Consider the following 25,510-nt stretch of genomic DNA (forward strand, 5'->3'; position numbering starts at 1 on the left):
CTGTGATGGCGGCGGACACCCTGCCCTACGGAAGCTGGCCCTCGCCCATCGACGCGGGCCTCGCCGCCGCGCTCGACGGGCGGCCCGAGTACCTCGGGGCGGTCGGCCCCGAGGTGTGGTGGACCGAACCCCGGCCGCAGGAGGGCGGCCGCCGCGCCCTGGTGCGCCGCCCCGCCGACGGCGGACCCGCGGTCACGGCACTGCCCGCCCCGTGGAACGTGCGCAGCAGGGTCACCGAGTACGGCGGCAGCCCCTGGGCCGGGGCCGAGCGGGACGCGGGCGGCCCCCTGCTGGTGTTCGTCCACTTCGCCGACCAGCGGCTCTACGCGTACGAACCGGACGCCCCCGACGGCGCCGCTCCGCGGCCCCTCACCCCCCTGTCCGGGGTCGGCGGCGGACTGCGCTGGGCCGACCCCGTACTGCGCGACGGTGAAGTCTGGTGCGTGCTGGAGGAGTTCACCGGCCCGGCCCCCACCGACGTGCGCCGGGTGCTGGCCGCCGTACCGCTGGACGGGACGGCGGCGGGCGACCGCGGCGCCGTACGCGAACTCACCGACGACCGGCACCGGTTCAGCACCGGCCCCCGGATCTCCCCGGACGGGCGCCGCCTCGCCCGGCTGGTGTGGGACCACCCCCGGATGCCCTGGGACGGCACCGAGCTGCTGCTCGCCGACATCACCGCGGACGGGGAGCTGACCGGGGCGCGCACCGTGCTCGGCGGCCCCGAGGAGGCCGTCGCCCAGGTGGAGTGGACCCCGGACGGCACCCTGCTGGCGGTGAGCGACCGCAGCGGCTGGTGGAACCCCTACCGGGTGGACCCCGCCACCGGCGCCGCGGTCAACCTCTGCCCCCGCGAGGAGGAGTTCGGCGGCGCCCTGTGGAAGCCCGGGCTGCGCTGGCTCGCGCCGCTCCAAGGGGGCACCTCCCAGGCCGAAGGCTATGGGGGAGGGCTGCTCGCCGTCCTGCACGGGCAGGGCTCCTCGGTGCTCGGCGTGCTCGACCCGGACAGCGGCGACCTGGTGGACGCGGCCGGCCCGTGGACGGCCTGGCAGCCGACGCTCGCCGTGTGCGGCACCCGGGTCTACGGGGTCGCCGCCAGCCCGCGCAGCCCGTACGAGGTGGTGGAACTGGACACGTCCAGCGGGCACGCCCGGGTGATCGGCGGCGGGGCCGGGCCCGGGGCGGACGCGGCCGGCGGCGCCGACGGCCCGGCCCGGCCGGACCCGGCCTACTACCCGGAGCCGCAGAGCCGCACCTTCCTCGGCCCCGACGACCGGCAGATCCACGCGCACGTCTACCCGCCGCACCACCCCGCCTGCCGGGCCCCCGCCGACGAACTGCCCCCGTACGTGGTGTGGGCGCACGGCGGCCCCACCGACCACGTACCGCCCGTACTCGACCTGCACATCGCCTACTTCACCTCCCGCGGCATCGGCGTGGTCGAGGTGAACTACGGCGGCTCCACCGGCTACGGCCGCGCCTACCGGGAGCGGCTGCGCGAGCAGTGGGGCCTGGTGGACGTGGAGGACTGCGCGGCAGTGGCCCGTGCGCTGGCCGCCGAGGGCACCGCCGACCCGGGCCGGCTCGCCATCCGCGGCGGCAGCGCGGGCGGCTGGACGGCCGCGGCTTCCCTCGCCTCCACCGGCCTCTACGCCTGCGCGGCGATCATCTACCCGGTGCTGGACCTGATCGGCTTCGCAGAGGAGACCCACGACCTGGAGTCCCGCTACATCGACGGCCTCGCCGGGCCCCCGCAGACCCTCGCCGTGCTCTGCCGCGAGCGCTCGCCGGTGGCCCGCGCCGACCGGATCACCGCACCGTTCGTGCTGCTCCAGGGGCTGGACGACCCGGTCTGCCCGCCGGCCCAGGCCGAACGGCTGCTCGCGGCCATGCGAGGCCGGTCGGTACCGCACGCGTACGTGGCGTTCGAGGGCGAGGGCCACGGTTTCCGGCGGGCCGGCACCATGGTCCGGGCGCTGGAGGCGGAACTGTCCCTGTACGCGCAGGTCTTCGGGATCGACCGGCGGGACGTCCCCCGTCTGGCCCTGCACGACTGAGCCCCGGGCCCGCCGGGGGCGGACGATGGGGCCATGACCTCCCCCACGTCGTCCAAGGGCTCCGGAAGGGCCCGCGGGATGATCACGCCGCGCCGTGCCTCGATCGCCGCGCTGGTGGTGCTCACCCTGGTGTTCATCTTCGAGAACACCGCGCAGACCCGGATCCGGCTGCTGATCCCGCTGGTGACGATGCCCCTGTGGGGCGCCCTGCTGATCGCGGCGGTCCTGGGCGGACTCTGCGGGGCGTACCTGGCCCGGCGGCGCCGCTAGCGGCGCCCCGCCCCGCCCGTCCGGCGCCCGGCCCCGCCCGTCCGGCGCCCGGCCCTCCCGCGCCGGTCCTGCCCGTCCCGGGCGGCGGCGAGTGGTCCGGCGCCCGTGCCGCTGTCCGGCGCCCGCGCCGTCCGTCCCTGGATGGTGCCGTCCGTCCCGCGCCGGTGGCGTCCGTCCCGCGCCCGCGGTGGCCGTCGCGGGCGAAATGCCGTGCCCGCCGCAGGCGCGTGGCACAGGATGGGTCCATGCGATCCCTCGTGCTCCTCGACGCCCCGTCCAACCTCGGCCTGCGTCCGCCCGCGCCCGGCACCGTCCCCGGGGTCTACAAGCTGGCCGGCGCCCTGCGTGAGCAAGGCCTGCTCGGCCGGCTCGGGGCGCGCGAGGGCGGGGTCGTGGTCCCGCCGCGCTACGACCGCGGCGACTGGCAGGAGGGCGACGGGGTCTTCCACGCCGAGGCCCTCGCCGCGTACACCGTCACCCTCGCCGACCGGATCGAACGCCACCTCAGGGACGGGGAGTTCCCCGTCGTGCTCGGCGGCGACTGTTCGATCCAGCTGGGCGCCGCCCTGGCCATGCGCCGGCTCGGACGCTACGGACTGGCCGCGATCGACGGCTCCGCGGACTTCCGCCACCCCGGGAACGAAGCCGTGAACGGCCCCGTCGGCGCGGCCGGGGGAGAGGAGCTCGCCCTCTCCACGGGCCGCGGGCAGCCCGATCTCGCCGACCTGGAGGGGCTGGCCCCCTACCTGCGGGACGAGGACGTACGCCTCTTCGGCCTGCGGGACGGGGACGCCGACCTGGCGGAGCTGAGCGCGGCGGGCATCGCGGCGGCCACCGTGGGGGAGATCCGCGAACGCGGCGCGGGGCCGGTGGCGCGGGCCGCCCTGGAGGGACTCCACCCGCCGGTCACCGCCGGCTTCTGGGTGCACCTGGACGCCGACGTACTGGATCCGGCGGTGATGCCGGCCGTGGACAGCCCTGATGCCGGAGGCCTGATCCCGGACGAACTCGCCGAACTGCTCGGGGTGTTGGTGCGCTCACCGCGGTGCGTGGGGCTCAACGTCACCATCTACGACCCGGACCTGGACCCGGACGGGCGTGCGGGCGCACTGCTCGCCGACCTCGTCGCGGGCGCCTTCGCGTAACCCCTCGTACGTCCTTTGCGTAATCCTGACCGGTGGTGATCTGCGGAACCCCTGTGCACCGGCCGCCGTGGCGTGTTCCCTGTTCTTCATGGCCACCACCGTCCGACGCGCCGTACTGACGCTCCCCGCCGCCCCGACCGGCCCCGAGAACCCCCTGCCCGCGCTGCGCGCACCCGACGGGGTGCACGTCCTGGACGAGCGTTCGCTCCAGGGGCTCCCGCGCGACATGGCACGGCAGATCGCGTACGGGCCGCTGCGCTCGCTGCTGCCCGTGCGGGTCGCCGACGGGTACCAGCGCGAGCGCACGGAACGGGAGTTCGACGCGGTCGTCATCGAGAACGCCCACCTGCGGGTCACCGTCCTGCCCGGGCTCGGCGGGCGCGTCCACTCCCTCGTGCACCTGCCCACCGGACGCGAACTCCTCTACCGCAACCCGGTGTTCCAGCCCGCCAACTTCGCCCTGAGCGGCGCCTGGTTCTCCGGCGGCATCGAGTGGAACATCGGCGCCACCGGCCACACCACCCTGTCCTGCGCCCCGTTGCACGCCGCGCTCGTCCCGGCTCCCGACGGCGGCGTCATGCTGCGCATGTGGGAATGGGAGCGGCTGCGCGACCTGCCGTTCCAGGTCGACCTGTGGCTGCCCGAGGACTCCGCGTTCCTGTACGCCGGCGTCCGCGTGCGCAACCCGCACGAGCGGCCCGCGCCCGTGTACTGGTGGTCCAACACCGCCGTCCCGGAGGACCCGGGCACCCGGGTGCTGGCCCCCGCCGAGGAGGCCTGGCACTTCGGCTACGAGCGCACGCTGCGGCGGATCCCGGTACCCGTCTGGGAGGACGCGGACCGTACGTACCCGCTGCGCAGCGCGCACCCGGCCGACTTCTTCTACGAGGTCCCGGGCGGGACCCGGCCCTGGATCGCCTCGCTGGACGCCGAGGGCCACGGGCTCGCGCAGACCTCCACGGACCGGCTGCGCGGGCGCAAGCTGTTCGTGTGGGGCGCGGGGGCGGGCGGTCGGCGCTGGCAGGAGTGGCTGACCGAGCCGGGCACCGGCGGCTACGCCGAGATCCAGGCCGGTCTGGCGCGGACCCAGCTGGAGCACGTACGGCTGGAGGGCGGGGCGGAGTTCAGCTGGCTGGAGGCGTACGGGCCGCTCTCGGCCGACCCCGGGGCCGTGCACGGAGCCGACTGGGCGGCGGCCCGCGCCGCGGCCGGCGGCGCGCTGGACCGCGTACTGCCCCGGGAGCAGGTGGACGCGGCCTACGAGGCCTGGCGCGGCCGCGCCGACACCGAGCCCGGCGAACGGCTGGCGACGGGATCGGGCTGGGGCGCGCTGGAGGTGCTGTGCGGGGGCCACAAGCTGCCCGGCACCCCCTTCGAGGAGTCCACCCTCGGCGAGGAACAGGCGCCGTGGGCGCAGCTGTGGCGCACGGGCGTGTTCCCCGCGCCGAAGCGGGTGGCGCCGCCTGGACCCAGCCTGGTCGCCGCGCACTGGCGGGACATGCTGGAGACGGCTCCGGCGGACCCCCTCACCGAATACCACCTGGGCGTGGCGCAGTGGCACGCCGGTGACGTGGCCCAGGCGGTGCGGAGCTGGGAGCGCGGGCTGGCCCTGGCCCCCTCGCGGTGGCCGCTGCTGCGCTGCCTCGCGGTGGCGGACGCCCTGGCAGGGGACCCGGCGCGGGCGGCCGACGGCTTCGCGGCGGCCTTCGAGGACCTGGCCGGGGAGAGCCGGGGCGGCGAGGCGTGGACGGCCGCGGAGTCCGCGCTGGGCCGGGAGGCCATGACGGCCCTGCTGGCCGCCGGGCGGCTGCCCCAGGCCCGCAGCGTCTGGGACCGGCTGCGGCCCGGCCTGCGCGAACAGGGCCGCTTCCGGCTGCTCGCGGCGCGGCTGCTGGCCGCGGAGGGGCATGTGGCGGCGGCCCGGCGGGTCTTCGAGGACGGCTTCGAGATCCCGGACCTCAGGGAGGGCGAGGAGACCCTCGCCGAGGCCTGGTCCGCCCTGACCGACCACCCGCTGCCGCCCCGCTACGACTTCAGCATGCGCCCGCCGAGCACCCCGTAACGACGCGGCACCGGATCCGCTGCCGAAGCGGATGTCCGTCCGGACACCAGCCCCGGCGCGCCGGACCGAACGCCAGCCCCACCACCGGTCCCGGTGCCGGACGCCGCGTCAGACCTGCTGTCGGACCGCGCTCCGGGCCCCGAGCCGAACCCGCGCCGGCCCCGCGTAGACCTGCTGTCGGACCGCGCCAGGGCCCTGCTGCCGGGCCCGCGTGCGACCGCGGCGTGAGGCCGGGTGCGGGTCCCGGCGTGAGCCGGTGTCGGGCCCTGCTGTCGGACCGCGCTCCGGGCCCCGAGCCGAACCCGCGCCGGCCCCGCGTAGACCCGGTGTCGGACTTCGTGCCCGGCCCCGCGTGCGACCGCGGCGTGAGGCCGGGTGCCGGGCCCGGCACCAGCCCACGGCCCGGCCCCGCCGGACCGCCGTCAGGTCCGGGGTGAGGCCGGGTGTTGGGGCCCGGCGGCAAAGCTGCTGCCGGGCACCGCGCCAGCGGCTGGGCCCCGCGTCAGCCCCCGGGTCAGGCGCGGCACAGGACCTCGCCGTTCAGGACCGAGAACCAGGCGTCCGGGTGGCTGCCCCAGGTGCGCCAGGCATCCGCGGCCGTCTCCAGGTCCGCGGGGGTCGCGTGTCCGCCCCGGGTGGCCACGTCCGCGTACGAGGAGGCCGTCGTGCGGTCCGCCCACAGCCCCGACCACCAGGCGATCTCCTCGGCGGTGGCGTAGCACCAGGCCGTCGCCGTGCAGCGGACGTCGGTGAAACCCGCTTCCCGGGCCCAGGCCGCCAGCCTGCGGCCCGCGTCCGGCTCGCCGCCGTTGGCACGGGCCACCCGGCGGTACAGGTCCAGCCAGCCGTCGAGGCCCGGCTCCGCCGGGTACCAGGTCATCGCCGCGTAGTCGGCGTCCCGCGCCGCCACGATCCCGCCCGGCCGGCAGACGCGGCGCATCTCGCGCAGGGCCCGCACCGGATCGCCGACGTGCTGGAGCACCTGATGGGCGTGGACCACGTCGAAGGAGTCGTCCGGGAAGTCCAGCGCGTGCACGTCCGCCGTGGCGAACTCCACCCCGTCCAGGCCCCGCTCGGCCGCGTACGCGCGGGCCTGTGCGACGACGTCCGCGGAGGCGTCCACGGCGGTCACCCGGCCGCCCGGGGCGACCAGCTCCGCCAGGTCGGCGGTGATGGTGCCCGGGCCGCAGCCCACGTCCAGGACGGACAGGCCGGGCCGCAGCTCGGGGACCAGGTAGGCGGCCGAGTTCGCGGCCGTGCGCCAACGGTGCGAGCGCAGTACCGATTCGTGGTGGCCGTGCGTGTAGACGGCGGTCTCCTTGCTGGCTTCCATGGCCTGGCCCCTCCTCGTCGAAGCGTTGTCCCCACCGTAAAGGATCAGTTCGGCATATGAGACCTGCGTTTTGACATGTGGACGGCACCCTTGCGCGGCAAGGGGAGCGGGCGGGGCGGTGGCAGGGCCCGGTGGGTGCGAGGAGAGTGGGCGCAGGGGGTCGCACACCCTTTGTCAGAGGCGGTGGAGGTCATGCCGGACACCCTGCTCGCACAGCACGCCGCGGCGCTGCGGCTCTTCGGCGAGCGCGTGCGCGCCGTCGCGGACGACCAGTGGGACGCGCCGACGCCGTGCACGGACTGGACGGTGCGGGACCTGGTCAACCACGTGACCGGGGAGCAGTTGTGGATCCCGCCGCTGGTCACCGAGGGCCGCACCGTGGAGGAGCTCGGCGACGCCTTCTCCGGCGACGTGCTGGGCGAGGACCCGGTCGGCGCCTGGGAACAGGCCTCGGCCGCCGCGCACGCCGCGTTCGGTGCCCCCGGGGTGCTCGACCGGACGGTCCGGCTGTCGTACGGGCCCGCACTCGGATCGGCGTACTGCTCGGAACTGACCGCCGACTGCGTCGTGCACACCTGGGACCTCTCGCGGGGCATCGGCGCCGACGACCGGCTGCCGGACGGCCTCGTCGAGTTCTCCGTCAAGGAGGTCATGCCGTACGCCGACGGGCTCGCCGCGAGCGGCATGTACGCCGAGCCGCTGGAGATCCCGCCGGGCGCGAACGCCCAGACCCGGCTGCTCGCCCTCGTGGGCCGGAAGGGCTGAGGGGCCGATACCGCCTCGACAACGGGCATACCGCACCAAATAATCGTATAAAGAGCAGGCTGGCGGAGTGGACGGAGCGGTGCGGACGCGGAAGGCGGGAACCGGTGGCGGGGATGCAGCGCACGACGGCGGAGGGGCGTGGTCCGGTCCGGTACGGTCCCCCCGCCCCCCAGCCCGGCCTGCCCGTGCTCCCCGAACTCCTTTCCGTCCTCGCCGCGGCCGCCGGGCGCTCCGCCCCCGAACCCCCCGGCGGAGGGGACCCCGTCCGCGAGGCCGCGTGCCGCTACTGGGGGCGGCGCGGCCTGGTGACCGCCCCCGAGGACGTGGCCGCCGGCCCCGGCGCTCCCGGTCTGCTGCTCGCCCTGCTCGGCGCGTACGGGGGCGACGTGCTGCTGCCTCGGCCCTGTCCCGCCTGGTGGACCCCGCAGGTCCGGCTGCTGGGACGGCGGGCCTACCACGTACCCACCCCGGCCGAATGCGGCGGCGTACCGGACCCGTACGCCCTGCTGGAGACCGTACGGCGGGTGCGGGCCGAGGGCGGCGACCCGCGCGTGCTGCTGCTGTCGGTGGCCGACGACCCCACCGCGACCGTGCCGCCGCCCGAGCTGCTGCTTGAGGCCTGCGAGGCCGCCGAGTCCGCCGGACTGTTCGTCGTCAGCGACGAGAGCTGGCGCGACACCGTGCACCGGCCGCACGAGACCCTCGTCCTGAGCCCGGCCGAGATGCTCCCCGACCGGGCGGCGGTCCTGGTCGACCTGTCGGGGGCGCTGCTGCCCGCGGGCTGGCCCGCCGCGGTGGTGCGTTTCCCCGCCACCCCGCGCGGGACCTGGCTGCGCGCCCGGACCCTCGACGTGCTCACCGCCACCGGCGCGCTGGTCGCCGGGCCCGTCGCAGGGGCCGCCGCGCACGCCCTGGACGAACCCGACGCCGTCGCGGGACGTGCCTGGGCGGCCGCCGCCCTGCACGGGGTGGTGGCCGCCGCCGCCCACCGGGAACTGCTCGCGGTCGGGGCCCTGGCCCGGCCCCCGCAGGCGGGCCGTCACCTGTACGCCGACCTCGGCCCGCTACGCGCCGGACTCGCCAGGAACGGCGTCGGCGACGCCATGGAACTGGAGGACTGGCTCGGCGCACGCCTCGGTGCGCCCACGCCGGGCGGGCAGCGGTTCGCCGACGAACTGGGGGCGCTGCGCGTGCGCCTGTCGACCGGTCCGCTGCTGGGGGCCACCCCGGAGGAGCGGCTGGCCGCGCTCACGGCCACCGACCCCCTCGGCCTCCCGCAGGTACGGCGCTCCCTGGACCTCCTCGGATCAGTCCTGGCCGGGCTGGCCTGATCCCCGACCGGTGAACGGAGACATCTCGATGAGCGACCAGACGGAAGCCCCCGCCGCCGCGCTCGCGCCTGTGCCCACCGCCCCGCTCGCGGCTGCGCCTGCCTCCGCACTGGCGCCTGCCTCCGCCGCCGCACCTGCGTCTGCCGCCGCCCCGTCTGCCCCCGTCGCCGCGCTCGCGCCTGCCCCGGTCACCGCGTCTGCGCCTGCCTCCGCCGCCGCATCGGCGCCTGTCTCCGCCGCGCTCGCGTCTTCACCTGCCCCCGCACTCGCGCCTGCCTCCGCCGCCGCGCTGGCGCCCGCCTCCGCCGCGTCCGAACTCGCCCCCGTCGCCGCGCCCGCCCGGGACCGGGCGGCTCCGCCGCGTCCGGGGGCCCGGGCGCCGGGTGCGGGCCCGGCTCCGGCGGCTCCGGCTCCCGACATGGCTCCGCCCCGGCCCCTCGGCGAGTTCCGCCGCTGGCCCCGCTCCTTCGCCGACCGGCTGACCACCCCGCTGCCCGGCGTCCGTGCCTTCGCCCGGCTGGCCCGCGAGGGAGCCTTCCGGCCCGCTCCCGAAGGGCTGCGCGGCATCCCGGACCTGCCGTACGAGCCCGCCCCGCTGCCCGCCGCGGCCCCCGGAACGGTGTGCGTCACCTGGGCCGGGCACGCCAGCTGGGTGATCCGGACCGGCGGGCTGACCGTCCTGACCGACCCCGTCTGGTCCCGGCGCATCCTCGGCACCCCGACCCGGATGACGCCCGTGGGCGTCCGCTGGGAGGACCTGCCACCGGTGGACGCCGTGGTCATCAGCCACAACCACTACGACCACCTCGACGCCCCCACCCTCAAGCGGCTGCCGCGCGGCACCGCGCTGTTCGTCCCGGCGGGCCTGGCCCGCTGGTTCAGGCGCCGCGGGTTCACCCGGGTCACCGAGCTCGACTGGTGGGAGTGCGCGGAACTGGACGGCGTGCGCTTCGGGTTCGTCCCCGCCCACCACTGGTCGAAGCGGTCCCTGACCGACACCTGCCGGAGCCTGTGGGGCGGCTGGACCCTCACCGACACCCGCAGCGCGGCACCGAGCACGGTCTACTTCGCGGGCGACACCGGCTACGGGCACTGGTTCGGCGAGATCGGCCGCCGCCACCCCGGCATCGACCTGGCCCTCCTGCCGGTCGGGGCCTACGCCCCGCGCTGGTGGCTCAGCGACGTCCACGCCGACCCGGAGGAGGCCGTACGGGCCTGCCTCGACCTCGGCGCCCGGCGGATGGCACCCATGCACTGGGGCGCCTTCGTCCTGTCGGCGGAACCCGTCATGGAGCCCCTCCACCGGACGAGGGCCGCCTGGGCCCGCGCCGGCCTGCCCCGGGAAGACCTCTGGGACCTGCCGATCGGCGCCTCCCGGACCCTGGAACCGCAGGCCCCCGGCTGACTCAGTGGTGCCAGGCCCGTCCGCCCACGTTGTGGACGAACCGCTGGAGCACCTTGAGGGCGATCAGGTACTCCTCGTCGGAGATGCCCGCGTGCCGCTCGGCCCACAGGTCCTCCTGGAGGGCCGCCGCCCGGTCGAAGAACTCCCTGCCCTCGGGGGTGATCCCGAGGCGCCCCGAGGCGTCCTGGGTGATCCAGCCCCGGACGACGAGCGTGTCCGTCTCCTCGTCCAGTACGGCCTCGCCCACCGCGAGGTAGTTCCGCAGGACGGCGGTCACCTCGTCGCGGGTCTTCACCTCCGTGGCCGTCGCGACCTGGGCGAGGACCCACCACTGCGGCTGGGTGGTGCCCAGCTCGGCGAGTGCGGCCCGGGTGCGGCCGACGACCGCGTCGTAGGCGGCCCAGCTCCAGTAGCCGATGGGCTGCCGGATCAGTTCGGCGTCGTCGTGCGAGTACTCCATGGTGGGTCCGCTCCGTTCGCTCCGCGCGGTTCGTGCGCTGCACAGGAGCCTAGGAAGTCAACCGCGGTTGAGGTCCAGCGCCGGGACGCGGCCGGAGCGTGACCTGCGGCGGGGTGCGGTCCGGCGGGCCGGTCAGGACCCCGGCCGCAGCCGGCGCCAGAGCGAGGGGCCCGCGCTGATCAGCAGGGTCAGGCCCACCGCCAGGGCGACGCCCTTCCACGGCTCGGAGAACAGGGAGCCGCCCAGGATGCCGATCAGCCCGTACGTCGCCGCCCAGGCCAGGCACGCCGGGGCGTCCCCCCGCGCGAACCGGCGCAGCGGGAGCTCCGCGAGCAGGCAGGCCAGCATCACCGGGATGCGCCCGGCCGGGACCAGCCGGGAGACCACCAGGACCAGCACCCCGTGCTCGTCCAGCTTCGTCTGCGCCTGCTCCAGCCGCTCGGGGGTCGCCCGGCCGCGCAGCGCCTCCAGCCAGCGCGACCCGTTGCGGGAATGCACCCCGCGCCGCCCCAGCCAGTACAGCGTCACGTCCCCGGTGAACGCCGCCAGCGCCGATACCGCGAAGACCAGCAACAGCCCCAGGGGGAGCGACTGGTGGAAGGCCACCACCGCCGCCGAACTGACGAGCGCCCCGGTCGGGATCACCGGAACCAGCGCGCCGAGCGCCACCAGGAGGAACAGCGCCGGGTATCCGACCGCCTGCTGGGTGGACTCCGGCGGCACCTGACCGGCTGCCACCGCGATCTCGCGCAGGATCACGGCAGTCGTACCCGCTCGCCGTGCCCGGGCACCCGTACCGTCACCTTCGGCGCCAGCCGCCGCGCGTGGCGCGCGAACTCCTCGCCCGGCGCGTGGAACTCGTGCGGCCGTACCGCGTCCAGACCGATCGGCCAGTACGTCCCGTAGTGCACCGGGACAGCCGCCGCGGGCGCCAGCGACGCCAGGGCCGTGGCCGCCCGCACCGGGTCCAGGTGTCCCGGCCCCAGGTAGGGCCCCCAGCCGCCCACCGGCAGCAGCGCCACGTCCACCGGCCCGACCTCGTCGGCCATCGCGTCGAACAGCCCGGTGTCCCCGGCGAAGTAGGTCCGCGCCGCGCCCTGGACCACGTACCCGAGGGCGGGGGCGAGTTGCGGGCCGAAGGGCAGCCGCCTCCCGTCGTGGCGCGCACTGACCGCCCGTACCCGGACGCCGTCGCGCACGGCGACCTCGTCGTCCGGCGCCACCTCGGTCACCTCCAGCCCGCACACCCGGGCGAGGCGCGCCAGCGAGGGCACCGCCCGGCGCGTCCCCCGCGGCACGAGCAGCCGGGTACCGGTCGCGAGCCGGGCCAGGGACGGCAGGTGCAGGTGGTCGGAGTGCAGGTGGGACACCAGCACCACGTCCGCGGCGGCTGCCGCGGGCGGGGGCACCTCCCCGCGCCTGCGCCGCAGATGGGCCAGGCGCCGCGCGAACAGCGGGTCCGTCAGCACCCGGACCCCGGAATCCTCGACCGTGCACGTGGCATGGCCCCACCAGGTGATCTCCACCGGCATCCGGCCTCCCTCCCTCGTGCCCGGACCCGTACCTCGGTCATGAGCCTAAAGCTTGCCCCGGAGATCCGCCGGGAACCGGAAGTGACCACCCCCTCCTCCCGGGCGGCGGTTCGGAGTAGGGTCGGGCGGCATGGAAGAGCTGCGCGTGGCCGCGATCGCCAGCCTGGCCCCGCTCGAAGACCTGGACGCCGATCCCTTCGCCGTGGACACCCGGAGCCAGCAGGCGATGTGCGCCCGCTGGGCCGCCGACCAGGGCTACGTCGTGACGAGACAACTGCTCTTCTACGGGCTGCGATCCGACCACTGCGGGCTCTGGTCCGGGATCGAGGACGGGCAGGTCGACCTGTTCGTCGCCGCCAACCACCGGGTGCTGGCCCGCGCGCTGCGCTCCGTCGAGGAGTTCACCGCCGAATGCGGACGGCGCGGCGTACGGCTGGAGACGGCCGGACTCGACGAGCCGCGCTACACGTCCGCGATGAAGGCCGAGGTGCACCGCAGGCTGTCCATGCCGACCGCCGGCTACGACGGCACCTGACCGACCGGCCGCCTGCCCGCCCGGCCACCCGACCGCGCGAGCCCCGCCCGACCGCCACCGCACCACCGCCACCTCGGCACCGGGACCGTGTCGCCCGGCCCGGCGAGCGCCGTTGTGCGAGCCTGGGAGGCGGGACGGGGGTCCGCGGGCACGTCGCGGGCCGGAGCGGTGAGGCGGGTACGGCGTGTGGCGAGGACGGTGGCGGACCGCGGGCAGCACCCTGGTACGGGTGGTCCTCGTGTGGGCGGTGTCCACGCTCACCATGCTGGTGCTGGCCGGGATCCTGCCGGACTTCCGGCTCCAGTCCGGTGACGGCGCCAGCATCACGCAGCTCGGACTGACCGCCGCCTGGGGCGCAGGGGCCTTCGGCCTGCTGAGCGCCCTGGTCTGGCCGGTGCTGGTACGGGCCCTGCTGCTGGTGCCCGCCCTGGTGCTCGGGCTGCTCGTCTTCTTCCTGAACGGTTCGCTGCTGCTGCTGGCGCTCCGCCTGAGCCCCGACGGGCGCGGCGAGGTGGCGCCCGAGACCGCCGTCGTGGTGGCCGCGGTGATGTCCGCCGTGGCCTCGGCGACCTCGACCGCGCTCGCCGTGCGCGACGACGAGGCCTACCGGCGGCGGCTCTACCGGCTCGCCGACCGGCGCCGCCGCAGGCAGGGCCGCGCGGGCGCACCCGGCACCGCCCCTCCCGCGCCGGGCCTGGTCTTCCTCCAGCTCGACGGGGTCGGGTACGAGGTGCTGCGCCGGGCCGCGGCCGGCGCCGTGATGCCGACCGTGCAGGCCTGGCTGGACGACGGCCACCGCATCGCGTCGTGGCGTACGGACTGGTCCAGCCAGACCGGGGCCAGCCAGCTGGGCATCCTGCACGGCTCCAACTTCGACGTGCCCGCCTTCCGCTGGTACGAGAAGGACACCGGCGAGGTGGTCGTCTGCAACCGGCCGACCAGCGCCGCCGAACTCCAGCGGCGGGCCGTGGAGCGCACCGGTGACGGCGGACTGCTCAGTCTGGACGGGGCCAGCCGCGGCAACCTGTTCAGCGGCGGCGCCGACCAGCTGGCGCTGGTGCTGTCGGTCTCGGCGCGGCGGGGCCGGGCGAACCGGTCCCGCGCGGGCTACTTCGCGTACTTCAGCGACCCGGCCAACGCCGTCCGCACGGCCCTGTCCTTCGTCGCCGAGGTGGTCCGGGAGATCGGCCAGTCGGTACGGGCGCGGCTGCGCGGGGACCGGCCCAGGGTGTCGCGGGGCGGGCTGTACCCGCTGATCCGGGCCTTCGCCACGGTCGTGGAACGGGACGTGGTGGTGGCGGCCGTGATCGGAGACATGCTCGCGGGCCGGGCCGCCGTCTACGCGGACCTGGTCGCCTACGACGAGGTCGCGCACCACAGCGGTCCGAGCGGCCGGGACACCGACCGGGTCCTGGCCCGGCTCGACCGCAGCCTGGCACTGCTCGCCCGGGTCGCCGAGCACGCCCCGCGCCGGTACCGGATCGTGCTGCTGTCCGACCACGGCCAGAGCCCGGGGGAGACCTTCCTGGGCCGCTACGGGCTCACCCTGAAGGACCTCGTGCGCGCGGGCTGCGGGCTGCCGGTGTCCCGTCGGGCCGGCCGTACCCGCAGCGGGGCCGAGGCCCGTGCGGCGGTCCTCGCGGCCCTGCACCGGCCGGAGGAGGACGGCGAGGAGGAGGCCCACCCGGAGCCCGGTTCCGCGCCCGTGGTGCTGGCCTCGGGCAACCTGGCGCTGATCTCCTTCCCGGAAGTGCCCGGGCGGGCCTCCAGGGAGTGGATCGAACGGGCGCACCCCGCGCTGCTGGCGACCCTGGCCAACCATCCGGGCGTCGGCTTCCTGCTGGTGGACGGGGTGCTGCTGGGCCCGGGCGGGATGACGGCGCGCCTCGACGTGCCCGGGGAGGCGGAGGAGTTCCTGGCACCCTTCGGCCCGGGCGCGGCCGAGGCCGTCCGGCGCACCGACTCCTTCCCGCACGTGGCCGACGTGATGGTGAACTCGGCGTACGACCCCGTGACCGGTGCGGTGCACGCCTTCGAGGAGCAGATCGGCTCGCACGGCGGCCTGGGCGGGGAGCAGGGACACCCGTTCCTGATGTGGCCGACGGACCTCTCGGACCCGGACGCGGAACTGGTGGGCGCGGAGTCGGTGCACCGCGTCCTGCGGCGCTGGCTGCGGGAGGCGGACGGGCCGCAGGTCCCGGTGGAACCCGGGCCCGCGGCGCGAGCGGCCCGGCAGCCGGGCCCGCTGCCCGGCGCGGGGGCGGCGGAGGATCCCCGGCCGGAGGGCGACGGGAGCGCAACCCTTCCTTCTGCGGGGGCGCCCGCACGGGACGAAATCCGGTGATTTGGTGCCGGTCGGGCGGTGGCCGACCATGTGTCGACCTGCCCACCATGTGAGACGACCCGAGGCGCACCACCGATGACCAGCACCACCGCCCCGCCCGCAGAGACCACCGGGACGGGCGGACCCACGGGGACGACCGCCACGGGGACGACCGACACCGCGGGAACGACCCGGACCGCGGGGACCGCCGGCCCGGCATCAGGGCCCGCGAGGGCCGCCGGGACCACCCCGGACGGAGGCCCGCACACCCGCCGCTTCGGCCTCCCGATCGCCACCTGCCTGGTCATGGGCAACATCATCGGCGGCGGAATCTTCCTCCTCCCCGCCTCGGTGGCGCCCTTCGGGACCATCAGCCTGGTCGCCTTCGCCGTGCTCACCGCCGGTGCGATCGCCCTCGCCCTCGTCTTCGGACGGCTCGCGGAGCAGCACCCGCGCACCGGCGGCCCGTACGTCTACGCCCGAGCCGCCTTCGGCGACTTCGCCGGCTTCCTCGCCGCCTGGAGCTACTGGATCACGACCTGGGTCTCGAACGCGGCCCTCGCCGTGGCCGCCGTCGGCTACCTGACGGTGCTCTTCCCGGCCGTCGGCGCCCACAAGTGGTCCATGTGCCTGGCCGCACTGGCCGTGCAGTGGCTGCCCGCGCTCGCCAACCTGGCCGGCACCCGGTACGTGGGCGCGGTCCAGCTGGTCGCGACCGTGCTGAAGTTCGCCCCGCTCCTGCTGGTGGCCGTCGGCGGGCTGTTCTTCTTCGACCCGGACAACCTCGGCCCCTTCCGGGCCACCGACCAGAGCGCGGTCGGCGCCGTCTCCGCCTCCGCGGCGATCCTGCTCTTCAGCTACCTCGGCGTCGAGTCCGCCGCCGTCAGCGCGGGCGAGGTGCGCGACCCGGCCCGCAACGTCGGCAGGGCCACCGTCCTCGGCACGGCCGGCGCCGCCGCCGTGTACCTGCTCGGCACCCTCGCCGTCTTCGGCCTGGTCGCCCACGACACCCTGGTCGGCTCCCAGGCCCCCTTCACGGACGCCGTGAACGCCATGTTCGGCGGCACCTGGGGCGGCACGGCGGTCGCCTGCGCAGCGGTGGTCTCGATGGTGGGCGCCCTCAACGGCTGGACCCTGCTCAGCGCGCAGACCCCGTACGCCGCCGCCCGCGACGGGCTCTTCCCGAAGGCCTTCGCGAAGAAGAAGCGCGGCGTGCCCGTCGTCGGCGTCCTCGTCACCGTCGCGCTCGCCTCGGCCCTGACCGTCTACAACTACACGGCCGGCTCGGAGGGGGTCTTCGAGGTCCTGGTCCTGGTCACCACCTTCACCGCCACCGTCCCGTACCTGCTGTCCACCGCCGCGCAGCTGTACTTCCTCGCCTCGGGCCGCTCGGCGCGCGTGGACCGCCCCCGCCTCGTGCGCGACGCGGTCCTCGCCTGCCTGGCCTTCGGCTTCTCGATGTGGCTGGTGGCCGGTTCCGGCTACGCGGCGGTCTACCAGGGCGTGCTGTTCCTCTTCGTGGGCGTGCTCGTCCACGCCGTCCTGTCGGCCCGCCGCGCCCGGCGCTCCGCCGGACCCACCGGAGCCTGAGGGGCCCGGCGCCCGGCGGGGTTCACCCGGACGGCCACACCCCGGATGCCGTCCCCGCCGGGCCGGGGCAGGCTGTGCCCATTGACAGCCGCCACCGCACAGACGAGGACCGTGCCATGACCCACAGCCGGCGCATCGGCGTCATGACCGGGGTCGCAGCACTGCTGCTGACCGCCACCGCCTGCTCGGCGGGCCGGACCACAGTGGGCATGCTCAGCTTCCGGGGCCACGACTCCACGCTCGAAGTGAGCTACTCCAACACCCCGGTGGCGGGCTGCCACCGCATCGCCGTCCCGCACGGCGCCACCCACGTGGAGAACAACACGCTCGTCGACGTCGTCCTGTACCGGACGCCGGACTGCCGCAAGAGCGACCGCGACGACGGCATCTACGTCGCCACCACCTTCTCCAACGTGACCGCCCCCGCCAGCCTCCCCTGGCGCAGCTTCAGCGTCATCCACTGACCCGAAGTCCGAGGACGGCCCCCGCACGGGAAAAAAATCGGCTGCGGCCGGGAGCCGGGTGCGCCCACACTGGGCGCGTTCCGCCCTCCCGCCGCGAAGGAAGTCCGTGCAGGCCGCCGTCACCGTCACCCCCGCCCAGATCCCCGAACTGCTCCTCGGCCTCGCCACCGTGCGGCCCGTGTTCCTCTGGGGAGCGCCGGGCATCGGCAAGTCCTCGCTGGTGCGCAAGTTCGCCGACTCCCTCGGGCTGGAGTGCGTCAGCCTCCTTGGGACGCAGCTCGCCCCCGAGGACCTGATCGGCGTACCCCAGATCCGCGACGGCCGGTCCGTGTTCTGCCCGCCCGAGGCGATCGCCCGCGACGAGCCCTACTGCCTCTTCCTCGACGAGCTCAACGCCGCGACCCCGGACGTCCAGAAGGCCTTCTACTCGCTGATCCTCGACCGCCGGATCGGCTCCTACGAACTCCCCGCGGGCTCCATCGTGATCGGCGCGGGCAACCGGGCCACCGACAACGCCCTCGCCCGCCCCATCGCCTCGGCCCTCGTCAACCGTCTCACCCACGTGCACCTCCAGGCGTCCGCGGGCGACTGGCTGGTGTGGGCCGGCGAGAACGGAATCCACCCCTGGGTCACCGACTACCTCACCGACCGCCCCGACCACCTCTGGTCGCCGCCGCCGAAGACCGAGGAGCCCTTCTCGACCCCGCGCTCCTGGCACATGCTCTCCGACGCCCTGCACTCCTTCGGGACGGGCATGGACGAGCAGACCCTGAAGATCGTCGCGCACGGCACGCTCACCCCCGCCCACGCCGTCTCCTTCTGCGGCTACGCGAAGATCGTCCGGCACACCTTCGGCATCGAGGCGATCCTCAAGGGCGACGCCTCCTGGCCCACCCGCCTCGCCGACCGCGACCTTCTCTACTACCTCGCCGAGGCCTTCCGCGGCCGCCTGGTCAAGGAACTCCCCGCGCAGAAGGAACACGTCTCGCCCGCCGTCCGGCAGACCGCCCACCGGGCCAAGTCCCTGCTCGTGCAGCTCGCCGAGATCTCCGTCGAGGTCGCCCAGACCGTCATCGCCGACGACGCCGACGGCCTGCCCGTCCTGCCCGCCTGGTTCCTCGTCGAAGCCGCCCGCGACATGCCCCGCCTGGTCGAGGCCCGCCGGTGAGCGCACGCACCCGCGCCCGCAAGGACGGACGGCCCGACCCCGCCGCCGAGGCCTTCGCCGAAGGTCTCGCCCTGGTCAAGCGGAACCCGGCCCTCGCCGCCGTGGACGCCGGGATCTGCCGCCAGGCCAAGTGCCCGGGCACCCCCGCCGGGGGACTGGCCGCCGTGGACTCCAACGGCACCGTCCACGTCCACCCCACCCGGCGAGCCGACCCCCGTGAATGGGCCTGGACGCTCGCCCACGCCTTCCTCCACCTCGGCTTCGGCCACGTCCCCGCCGCCAAGGACCCGGACCGGACCCAGCCCGACCGCTTCGAGCGCGCCGCCCGCTGCGCCGTCGTCAACCGCTTCCTGCTCACCTTCCCGGCCGGACGGGCCCCGGACCACCTGCCCGCCGACTACCCCGGCGGCGACGAGGAGACCCTGGCCGCCCGCTGGCGCCGCGACGGCATCCCCGAGGCGTACGCGCAGTGCGGCACCGCCGGGGACCACCCCGACCAGGTCCTGGTGGCCTGGAACGCCTGGAACACGACCGTCCCCCACTGGGAGACCGCCTTCGCGCACGCCCTCACCCGCAGCGTCTCCGCCTCCATGGACGTGGCCGGCGGACGCCGCGACCGGACCACGGGGGAGCGGGTCCGCCAGCACCCCTGGGACCGCGCCCTGAACTGGTTCGTCTCCTCGTACCCGCTGCTCGGCGGCCTCGCCGCAGGGCTGCGGATCGTCGCCGACGCCGAGCTGGCCCGCTCCCAGGGCATCGCCGTCGCGGCGGTCAGCGCGAGCGCGGGGGAGATCTACGTCAACCCGCTGCGCAGATTCACCGACGAGCAGTGGCGGTTCGTCCTCGCCCACGAGATGCTGCACGCCGCCCTGCGCCACGGCGAACGCTGCGGCGGCCGCGACCCGTACCTGCACAACGTGGCCGCCGACTACGTGGTCAACGGCTGGCTCGTGGAGATGGGCGTCGGCGAGATGCCCGAGGGGCTGCTCCACGACCAGGCGCTGAAGGGCCTGTCCACCGAGGAGGTCTACGACCGCATCACCACCGACCTGCGCCGGATGCGCCGCCTGTCGACCCTGCGGGGCAAGGGCGTCGGCGACATCCTGGGCGAAGCGCTGCCGCACCCGGCAGCCGGCCCGTACACGGACCTCGACGAGTTCTACCGGCGCGCCCTGGTGCAGGGCTTCGACCTGCACGCGTACGGGGAGCGCGGGCTGCTGCCCGCCGGGCTGGTCCAGGAGATCCGGGCGCTGGCCCACCCGCCGGTGCCCTGGGACGCCCGCCTCGCCCGCTGGTTCGACGAGTACGTGCCGCGTCCGGTGGCCGTACGGTCCTACGCGCGCCCGGCCCGCCGCCAGGCCTCGACCCCGGACATCCCGCGCGCGGGCCGGTACTTCCCGCCCGAGGAGACCGCCCGCTGCACGTTCGGGGTGGTGCTCGACACCTCGGGGTCCATGCCCGCGGCCCTGCTCGGCAAGGCGCTGGGCGCCATCGCTTCGTACGCGCAGGCCCGCGACGTACCGGCGGCCCGCGTGGTGTTCTGCGACGCCGCGCCGTACGACGCGGGCTATCTGCCCCCGACCGAGATCGCGGGCCGGGTGAAGGTGCGGGGGCGGGGCGGGACCGTGCTGCAGCCGGGCATCGACCTGCTCCAGCGGGCCGAGGACTTCCCGCCCGGGGCCCCGGTCCTGGTGATCACGGACGGGTGGTGCGACACCCTGCGGATCCGGCGCGAGCACGCCTATCTGGTTCCGCAGGGTGCCTCCCTGCCGTTCACACCCAAGGGGCCCGTCTTCCGACTGGCCTGAGGGCCTAGTCGAGGTAGTCGCGCAGGACCTGCGAACGCGACGGGTGGCGCAGCTTCGACATGGTCTTGGACTCGATCTGGCGGATGCGCTCACGGGTGACCCCGTACACGCGGCCGATCTCGTCCAGGGTCTTCGGCTGGCCGTCGTTGAGGCCGTAGCGCATGGAGACCACGCCCGCCTCGCGCTCCGAGAGCGTGCCCAGGATGGACTGGAGCTGCTCCTGGAGGAAGGTGAAGGACACCGCGTCGGCCGGCACGACGGCTTCGGAGTCCTCGATGAGGTCACCGAACTCGCTGTCGCCCTCCTCACCCAGGGGGGTGTGCAGGGAGATCGGCTCGCGGCCGTACTTCTGGACCTCGATGACCTTCTCGGGGGTCATGTCGAGTTCCTTGCCCAGCTCCTCCGGGGTGGGCTCGCGGCCCAGGTCCTGGAGCATCTGGCGCTGCACGCGGGCGAGCTTGTTGATGATCTCGACCATGTGCACGGGGATGCGGATGGTGCGCGACTGGTCGGCCATGGCGCGGGTGATCGCCTGCCGGATCCACCACGTCGCGTACGTGGAGAACTTGAAGCCCTTGGTGTAGTCGAACTTCTCCACGGCGCGGATCAGGCCGACGTTGCCCTCCTGGATCAGGTCCAGGAAGAGCATGCCGCGGCCGGTGTAGCGCTTGGCGAGGGAGACCACGAGACGGAGGTTGGCCTCCAGCAGGTGGTTCTTGGCGCGGCGGCCGTCCTCGACGAGGATCTCCAGCTCGCGCTTGAAGGCGGGCTTGTGGTCCTCCTCCTCTTCGAGCTTGTACTCGGAGAAGAGACCCGCCTCGATGCGCTTGGCGAGCTCGACCTCCTGCTCCGCGTTGAGGAGCGGCACCTTGCCGATGAGCTTGAGGTAGTCCTTGACGGGGTCGGCGGTGGCACCGGCGACCATGACCGTCTGCGCCGGGGCGTCGTCCTCGTCGTCGTCGGACAGGACGAAGCCCTGGGAGCCGCCCGTCTTGGGGGCCTCCTCCTCGGCCTCGTCGGCGAGGTCCTCGGCGGCCCAGTCCTCGCCCTCGGCGGCGGCGGGGGTCTCGCCCTCGTCCGCGTCCTTGGCTCCGGTCTTCTTCGCCGCAGCGGTCTTCTTGACGGCGGTCTTCTTCACGGCGGTCTTCTTGACCGTGCGCTTCTTCGGCTCGGCGGTCTCCGCCGAGTCCTCGGGAGCGGCCGCGGGGTCTGCCGATATCGCCGCCGCGGCGGCGACGGGGGCGGCCGTCTTGCGCGCGCCGATGGGGCGCGGCGCGGCAGCGGCCTTCTTGGCCACGGTGCGGGCGGGGGCGGCGGCGGCCTTGCGGGGCTTCTTGGCTGCAGCCTTGGTGGCGGGGGCCGCGCTGACGTGAAGGGCGACACCCTCCTCGTCCAGGACCTGGTTCAGGCTGCGCAGGACCCGCTTCCACTGGTCCACCGGGATGCGGCCGGCCTCGAAGGCCTGGCGCACGTCGTCACCGTTGATGTGACCCTGCTCGCGGCCGCGCTCGACGAGCGCGACGAGGGCCTCCGATTCGGCGATCTCCGGAGGGAACGTACGGGACGGGCTGAGCGACACAAGGAGCCTCTCGTTGCGAACAGATAAAGGTCGGGCGGGACATCATCGCGCGAACTCGGGAAACAGACCCGAGGGGGGTCTGTATTCCGTGGCCGCGCGAGGACACCTGTCGGTTCATCGCACGCCCGAGTCGATTCGTTACGCGCTGAATTGAGTGACCTGCGCCACGCTGTGTCCGCGCAACCGATCCGGCGCGGATCCGTCCGGCCTCGCCGTCAGCCCGTTTTGCGGGCCTCGACGAGGAAACGGGCGGTGTGCGCGACGAACGGACCGTCGCTTTCGATCTGTTCGTGCAGCTCGCGCAACCGGTCCCGGTACTGCCCGACCGTGAAGCCGGGCACCATCCAGATCACCTTCCGTAGAAAGTAGATCACGGCTCCGATGTCATGGAACTCCGTCCGCAGTCGCTCGGAGCGCAGATCGACCACTTCGAGCCCGGCCCGCGCGGCCTCGGCCACCGCGTCGTCGGGGTGCCGGCCGCGCCGGACCTCCTCGGGCTGAGGGCCGAGGAAGTACTCGACGAGCTCGAAGACGCTCGCCGGTCCGACCTGCTGGGAGAGGTAGGCGCCGCCCGGCGCCAGGACCCGCGCGACCTCGTCCCACCAGACGGCCACCGGGTGCCGGCTGGTGACCAGCTCGAAGGCCCCGTCGCCGAAGGGCAGCGGCGGCTCGTCGCTGTCGACGACCACGGCCGCACCGAGCGGGTGGAGCAGCGCGGTGGCCTTCTGGACGTTGGGTGGCCAGGACTCGGTGGCCACCGTCAGCGGGGGCAGCGGACCGGCCCCGGCGAGCACCTCGCCGCCTCCGGTCTGGATGTCGAGCACGGAGCGGACCGTGGCCAGCCGCTCCCGCAGCAGGCCCTGGTAGCCCCAGGAGGGCCGCTGCTCGGTCGCCCGGCCGTCGAGCCAGGAGAAGTCCCAGCCGTCCACGGAGACCGCGTCGGCTTCGGCGACAAGGTGGTCGAAAGTGCGCGTCATGTCTAGATCGTCCCAGGTCGGGCGCCCGTCATCCACCGGATATGTCGACTAGAGTGGCCCGCGGGCCGTGACTGGCGTTCGGGTGGATCACCACCGGGGAGCGGCCCGGCGTACGTGGCGTACGCCGACTGCCGCGCGCCTGGGCGATCCGCGATCCGCAGCGACGTTCAGGAGACCCCGTGACGACTGCCACTGCCCAGCTGATGGACGGCACCGCCCTCGCCCGCCGCATCTCGGAGGAGACCGCCGCCCTCGCGGCGAAGATCACCGAGCGCACCGGCACCGCGCCCTGTCTCGCGACCGTCCTGGTCGGCGAGGACCCCGCCTCCGTGACCTACGTACGGATGAAGCAGAACCGTTGCGCCAAGGCCGGGATCACCTCCCGCCACGTGGAGCTGCCGGCCTCCACCACCACCGAGGAACTGGTGGCGACCCTCACCGCGCTCTCCGAGGACCCGGAGATCAGCGGCATCCTGCTCCAGCACCCCGTCCCGCACCACATCGACGAGCGCGCCGCCTTCGAGGCGATCGCCCCGGGCAAGGACGTCGACGGGGTCACGATGCACTCCTTCGCCGCCATGGGCTTCGGGCTGCCGGGCTTCGTCTCCTGCACCCCCGGCGGCATCATGCGCCTGCTCGCCGCCTACGACGTGGACCTGACCGGCAAGCACGCCGTGGTCGTGGGCCGCAGCGCGATCCTGGGCAAGCCCGCCGGGATGCTGCTGCTCGAACAGAACGCCACCGTCACCTACTGCCACTCCCGCACCCAGGACCTGCCCTCGATCGTGCGCCAGGCCGACGTGCTGGTCGCCGCGGTCGGCAAGGCCGAGTTCATCCGCGGCGAGGACATCAAGCCGGGCGCCGTGGTCCTGGACGCCGGCTACAACGAGGGCAACGTCGGCGACGTCCACTTCGAGTCGGCCGCCGCCCGCGCCTCGCTGATCACCCCCGTACCGGGCGGGGTCGGCCCGATGACCATCGCCGTCCTGCTGGAGCAGACCGTGCAGGCCGCGGCCGCGCAGGCGGGCCTGGACCTCGCGGACCTCTGACCCCTCCCGCACCGCCTTCCGCACGGCGAACGCCCCGGGCCCTTCGGTCCGGGGCGTTCCGTTTCCGCCGGTAACCGGCCGAAGGAAGGATCCCGGGGGCGGGCTGCGGCGCTGCACTGGACCTGTGAACGCAACCGTGGACATGCAGACGCAAGCGCCCCGCGGGCCCGCCCGGCCCACCAGGCCCGCCCGGCACCCGCGCGGGCTCGCCACCCTCGTCCTCGCCGAGCTGTGGGAGCGGTTCAGCCTCTACGGCATGGTCGCGATCCTCGTGCACTTCCTCGCCGCCTCCCGCGGCCACGGCGGCATGGGCCTGCACGTGGGCACCGCCGAGGCCGTCGAAGGCGTCTACATGGCCATGATCTCGCTGCTGGCCCTGCCGGGCGGCTGGATCGCCGACCGCTTCCTCGGGGCCCGCAGGGCCGTCCTGTGGGGCGGCCTGGTGATCATGGCCGGTCACGCCCTGATGGCCTTCCCGCAGCCCGCCCTGATCTGGCCCGGACTGGTCCTCATCGTCATCGGCACCGGACTCCTCAAGCCGAACATCTCCGCCCTCGTCGGCCGCCTCTACGCCCCCGAGGACGACCAGCGCCGCGACGCCGGCTACTCGATCTTCTACATGGGCATCAACCTCGGCGCCGTCATCGCCCCGCTCGTCGTCGGCTTCCTCGGCGAGGAGGTCGACTGGCACCTCGGCTTCGGCGCCGCGGCCGTCGGCATGGCCCTCGGCCTGCTCCAGTACGTCCTCGGCGGGCGCCGGCTCTCCGCCCAGCTGCGCGAGGAGCCCGTGGTCCGCCTCACCCCCGCCGAGCGGTCCCGGCTGCGCCGCTCGTCCGCGTACGGGCTGGTCCTCACGGCCGTCCTGATCACCCTGCTGGCCGCCGGGCACGCGCTGAGCATCGACACCATCACCTTCGTGCTCACCGTCGTCGCCGTGGTCGTCCCGGCCGGGGTGCTGTTCTCCATGTACCGCAGCCCCAAGGTCACTCCCGTGGAGAAGACCAGGCTGCGGGCCTACGTGTGGCTCTTCCTGGCCGCCACGCTCTTCTGGCTGGTCTACGACCAGATGGGCAACGAGCTGAACCTGTTCGCCGCCCAGAAGACCGACCTGAGCCTGCTGGGCCTGCACGTCCCGGCCAGCTGGACCCAGTCCCTGCCCTCGCTGTTCGTGATCCTGCTCGCCCCGCTCTTCGCCGCCTTCTGGGTGCGCCGGGGCCGCCGTATGAGCACCCCGCTCAAATTCGGTCTGGCCCTGCTGCTGACCGGCGCCTCCTTCGTGGTCATGTCGGGTGCCGCGGCCATCGCCTCCAAGGGCGTCAAGGTCTCCCTGATGTGGCTGGTCGGGGTGTACGTGATCCAGGTCATGGGAGAGATGTGCCTGAGCCCGGTGGGCCTGTCGGTCACCACCAAGCTGGCGCCGCGGGCCTTCGCAAATCAAATGATGGGCGTCTGGTTCCTCGCGGCCGCCACCGGAGATGCGATCGGCGCGCAGCTGCCCCGCCTCGACGCGGTGATCGGCCAGAGCCTGAACTTCCTCTGGCAGGGCGCCACGGTGATCGCCGCGGGCGCCGTCATGGTCTTCTTCGCCAAACGCCTCAGGGTCCTGACCGGGGAGAGCGCCACGGCCGCCCCCGTCCCCGCACCGGTGGCCGCCTGA

The 25,510-nt window shown here is 74.7% G+C and carries 21 protein-coding genes and 1 riboswitch; of the genes, 15 read left to right on the forward strand and 6 right to left on the reverse strand.

Going from position 1 to position 25,510, the window contains the following annotated elements:
• The first annotated feature begins 5 nt into the window (after positions 1–5).
• The 4 genes from IO30_RS0133610 (at position 6) to IO30_RS0133625 (ending at position 5,534) form a co-directional block, all read left to right on the forward strand.
• Positions 6–2,057, forward strand: coding sequence for a prolyl oligopeptidase family serine peptidase (locus IO30_RS0133610; RefSeq protein WP_031149423.1), 2,052 nt, complete (start codon positions 6–8; stop codon positions 2,055–2,057).
• 33 nt (positions 2,058–2,090) lie between these two features.
• Complete coding sequence (locus tag IO30_RS0133615) at positions 2,091–2,327, forward strand: LapA family protein (protein ID WP_031149425.1); 237 nt, start codon at positions 2,091–2,093, stop codon at positions 2,325–2,327.
• 245 nt (positions 2,328–2,572) lie between these two features.
• Positions 2,573–3,472 (forward strand): arginase family protein, encoded by a 900-nt coding sequence (locus tag IO30_RS0133620; RefSeq protein WP_031149427.1) that lies wholly within the window; start codon positions 2,573–2,575, stop codon positions 3,470–3,472.
• A gap of 88 nt (positions 3,473–3,560) precedes the next feature.
• Positions 3,561–5,534, forward strand: coding sequence for a DUF5107 domain-containing protein (locus tag IO30_RS0133625; protein WP_031149429.1), 1,974 nt, complete (start codon positions 3,561–3,563; stop codon positions 5,532–5,534).
• Between the two features lie 514 nt (positions 5,535–6,048).
• Here IO30_RS0133625 and IO30_RS0133630 read toward each other — a convergent pair.
• Positions 6,049–6,867, reverse strand: a complete 819-nt coding sequence (locus tag IO30_RS0133630; protein WP_031149431.1) for a methyltransferase domain-containing protein — start codon at positions 6,865–6,867, stop codon at positions 6,049–6,051.
• Between the two features lie 192 nt (positions 6,868–7,059).
• Here IO30_RS0133630 and IO30_RS0133635 point away from each other — a divergent pair, with 192 nt between their 5' ends.
• The 3 genes from IO30_RS0133635 to IO30_RS0133645 all read left to right on the forward strand — a co-directional run bounded on the left by IO30_RS0133635 (position 7,060) and on the right by IO30_RS0133645 (position 10,368).
• Positions 7,060–7,632 carry a TIGR03086 family metal-binding protein gene (locus IO30_RS0133635; protein WP_031149433.1) on the forward strand — a complete coding sequence of 191 codons (573 nt, stop codon included), beginning with the start codon at positions 7,060–7,062 and terminating at the stop codon, positions 7,630–7,632.
• A 113-nt stretch (positions 7,633–7,745) separates the two neighbouring features.
• Positions 7,746–8,963 (forward strand): aminotransferase class I/II-fold pyridoxal phosphate-dependent enzyme, encoded by a 1,218-nt coding sequence (locus IO30_RS0133640; protein WP_031149435.1) that lies wholly within the window; start codon positions 7,746–7,748, stop codon positions 8,961–8,963.
• A 289-nt stretch (positions 8,964–9,252) separates the two neighbouring features.
• Positions 9,253–10,368 carry an MBL fold metallo-hydrolase gene (locus IO30_RS0133645; RefSeq protein ID WP_051859205.1) on the forward strand — a complete coding sequence of 372 codons (1,116 nt, stop codon included), beginning with the start codon at positions 9,253–9,255 and terminating at the stop codon, positions 10,366–10,368.
• Between the two features lies 1 nt (position 10,369).
• Here the strand turns inward: IO30_RS0133645 and IO30_RS0133650 are convergent, their stop codons facing one another.
• From IO30_RS0133650 to IO30_RS0133660, 3 genes are all read right to left on the reverse strand, one after another.
• Positions 10,370–10,828 carry a MarR family winged helix-turn-helix transcriptional regulator gene (locus tag IO30_RS0133650; protein ID WP_031149438.1) on the reverse strand — a complete coding sequence of 153 codons (459 nt, stop codon included), beginning with the start codon at positions 10,826–10,828 and terminating at the stop codon, positions 10,370–10,372.
• 132 nt (positions 10,829–10,960) lie between these two features.
• Entirely contained in the window at positions 10,961–11,587 is a 627-nt protein-coding gene (locus IO30_RS0133655; protein WP_373316457.1) for a DedA family protein, read from the reverse strand.
• Positions 11,584–12,360: an MBL fold metallo-hydrolase gene (locus IO30_RS0133660; RefSeq protein WP_031149440.1), complete on the reverse strand. Its 777-nt coding sequence runs from the start codon at positions 12,358–12,360 to the stop codon at positions 11,584–11,586. The genes IO30_RS0133655 and IO30_RS0133660 overlap by 4 nt, the downstream gene beginning before the upstream one ends.
• A gap of 130 nt (positions 12,361–12,490) precedes the next feature.
• On the opposite strand from IO30_RS0133660, the gene IO30_RS0133665 reads away from it, so the two are divergent.
• The 6 genes from IO30_RS0133665 (at position 12,491) to IO30_RS0133690 (ending at position 20,248) form a co-directional block, all read left to right on the forward strand.
• Positions 12,491–12,895, forward strand: coding sequence for a hypothetical protein (locus IO30_RS0133665; RefSeq protein ID WP_031149442.1), 405 nt, complete (start codon positions 12,491–12,493; stop codon positions 12,893–12,895).
• Positions 12,896–13,079: 184 nt separating this feature from the next.
• Complete coding sequence (locus IO30_RS0133670; RefSeq protein WP_031149444.1) at positions 13,080–15,239, forward strand: phage holin family protein; 2,160 nt, start codon at positions 13,080–13,082, stop codon at positions 15,237–15,239.
• Positions 15,240–15,314: 75 nt separating this feature from the next.
• Positions 15,315–16,808 carry an amino acid permease gene (locus IO30_RS0133675; RefSeq protein ID WP_078904897.1) on the forward strand — a complete coding sequence of 498 codons (1,494 nt, stop codon included), beginning with the start codon at positions 15,315–15,317 and terminating at the stop codon, positions 16,806–16,808.
• A gap of 116 nt (positions 16,809–16,924) precedes the next feature.
• Positions 16,925–17,272 (forward strand): hypothetical protein, encoded by a 348-nt coding sequence (locus tag IO30_RS0133680; RefSeq protein WP_031149447.1) that lies wholly within the window; start codon positions 16,925–16,927, stop codon positions 17,270–17,272.
• A gap of 106 nt (positions 17,273–17,378) precedes the next feature.
• A complete protein-coding gene (locus IO30_RS0133685; protein WP_031149448.1) occupies positions 17,379–18,440 on the forward strand; it encodes an ATP-binding protein in 1,062 nt (353 codons plus the stop codon).
• Positions 18,437–20,248 (forward strand): vWA domain-containing protein, encoded by a 1,812-nt coding sequence (locus IO30_RS0133690; RefSeq protein WP_031149449.1) that lies wholly within the window; start codon positions 18,437–18,439, stop codon positions 20,246–20,248. The genes IO30_RS0133685 and IO30_RS0133690 overlap by 4 nt, the downstream gene beginning before the upstream one ends.
• 4 nt (positions 20,249–20,252) lie before the next feature.
• Here the strand turns inward: IO30_RS0133690 and IO30_RS0133695 are convergent, their stop codons facing one another.
• Positions 20,253–21,827 carry an RNA polymerase sigma factor gene (locus IO30_RS0133695; RefSeq protein ID WP_031149450.1) on the reverse strand — a complete coding sequence of 525 codons (1,575 nt, stop codon included), beginning with the start codon at positions 21,825–21,827 and terminating at the stop codon, positions 20,253–20,255.
• A 215-nt stretch (positions 21,828–22,042) separates the two neighbouring features.
• Positions 22,043–22,804 carry a methyltransferase domain-containing protein gene (locus IO30_RS0133700; RefSeq protein WP_031149451.1) on the reverse strand — a complete coding sequence of 254 codons (762 nt, stop codon included), beginning with the start codon at positions 22,802–22,804 and terminating at the stop codon, positions 22,043–22,045.
• Between the two features lie 57 nt (positions 22,805–22,861).
• Positions 22,862–22,956: riboswitch (ZMP/ZTP riboswitch) on the forward strand.
• 51 nt (positions 22,957–23,007) lie between these two features.
• On the opposite strand from IO30_RS0133700, the gene IO30_RS0133705 reads away from it, so the two are divergent.
• Both IO30_RS0133705 and IO30_RS0133710 read left to right on the forward strand, forming a co-directional pair.
• Positions 23,008–23,853: a bifunctional 5,10-methylenetetrahydrofolate dehydrogenase/5,10-methenyltetrahydrofolate cyclohydrolase gene (locus IO30_RS0133705; protein ID WP_031149452.1), complete on the forward strand. Its 846-nt coding sequence runs from the start codon at positions 23,008–23,010 to the stop codon at positions 23,851–23,853.
• Between the two features lie 124 nt (positions 23,854–23,977).
• Positions 23,978–25,510: a peptide MFS transporter gene (locus tag IO30_RS0133710; RefSeq protein WP_202205082.1), complete on the forward strand. Its 1,533-nt coding sequence runs from the start codon at positions 23,978–23,980 to the stop codon at positions 25,508–25,510.

Origin of the sequence: Streptomyces xanthophaeus, assembly GCF_000725805.1 — a bacterium.
GTDB lineage: Bacteria > Actinomycetota > Actinomycetes > Streptomycetales > Streptomycetaceae > Streptomyces > Streptomyces xanthophaeus.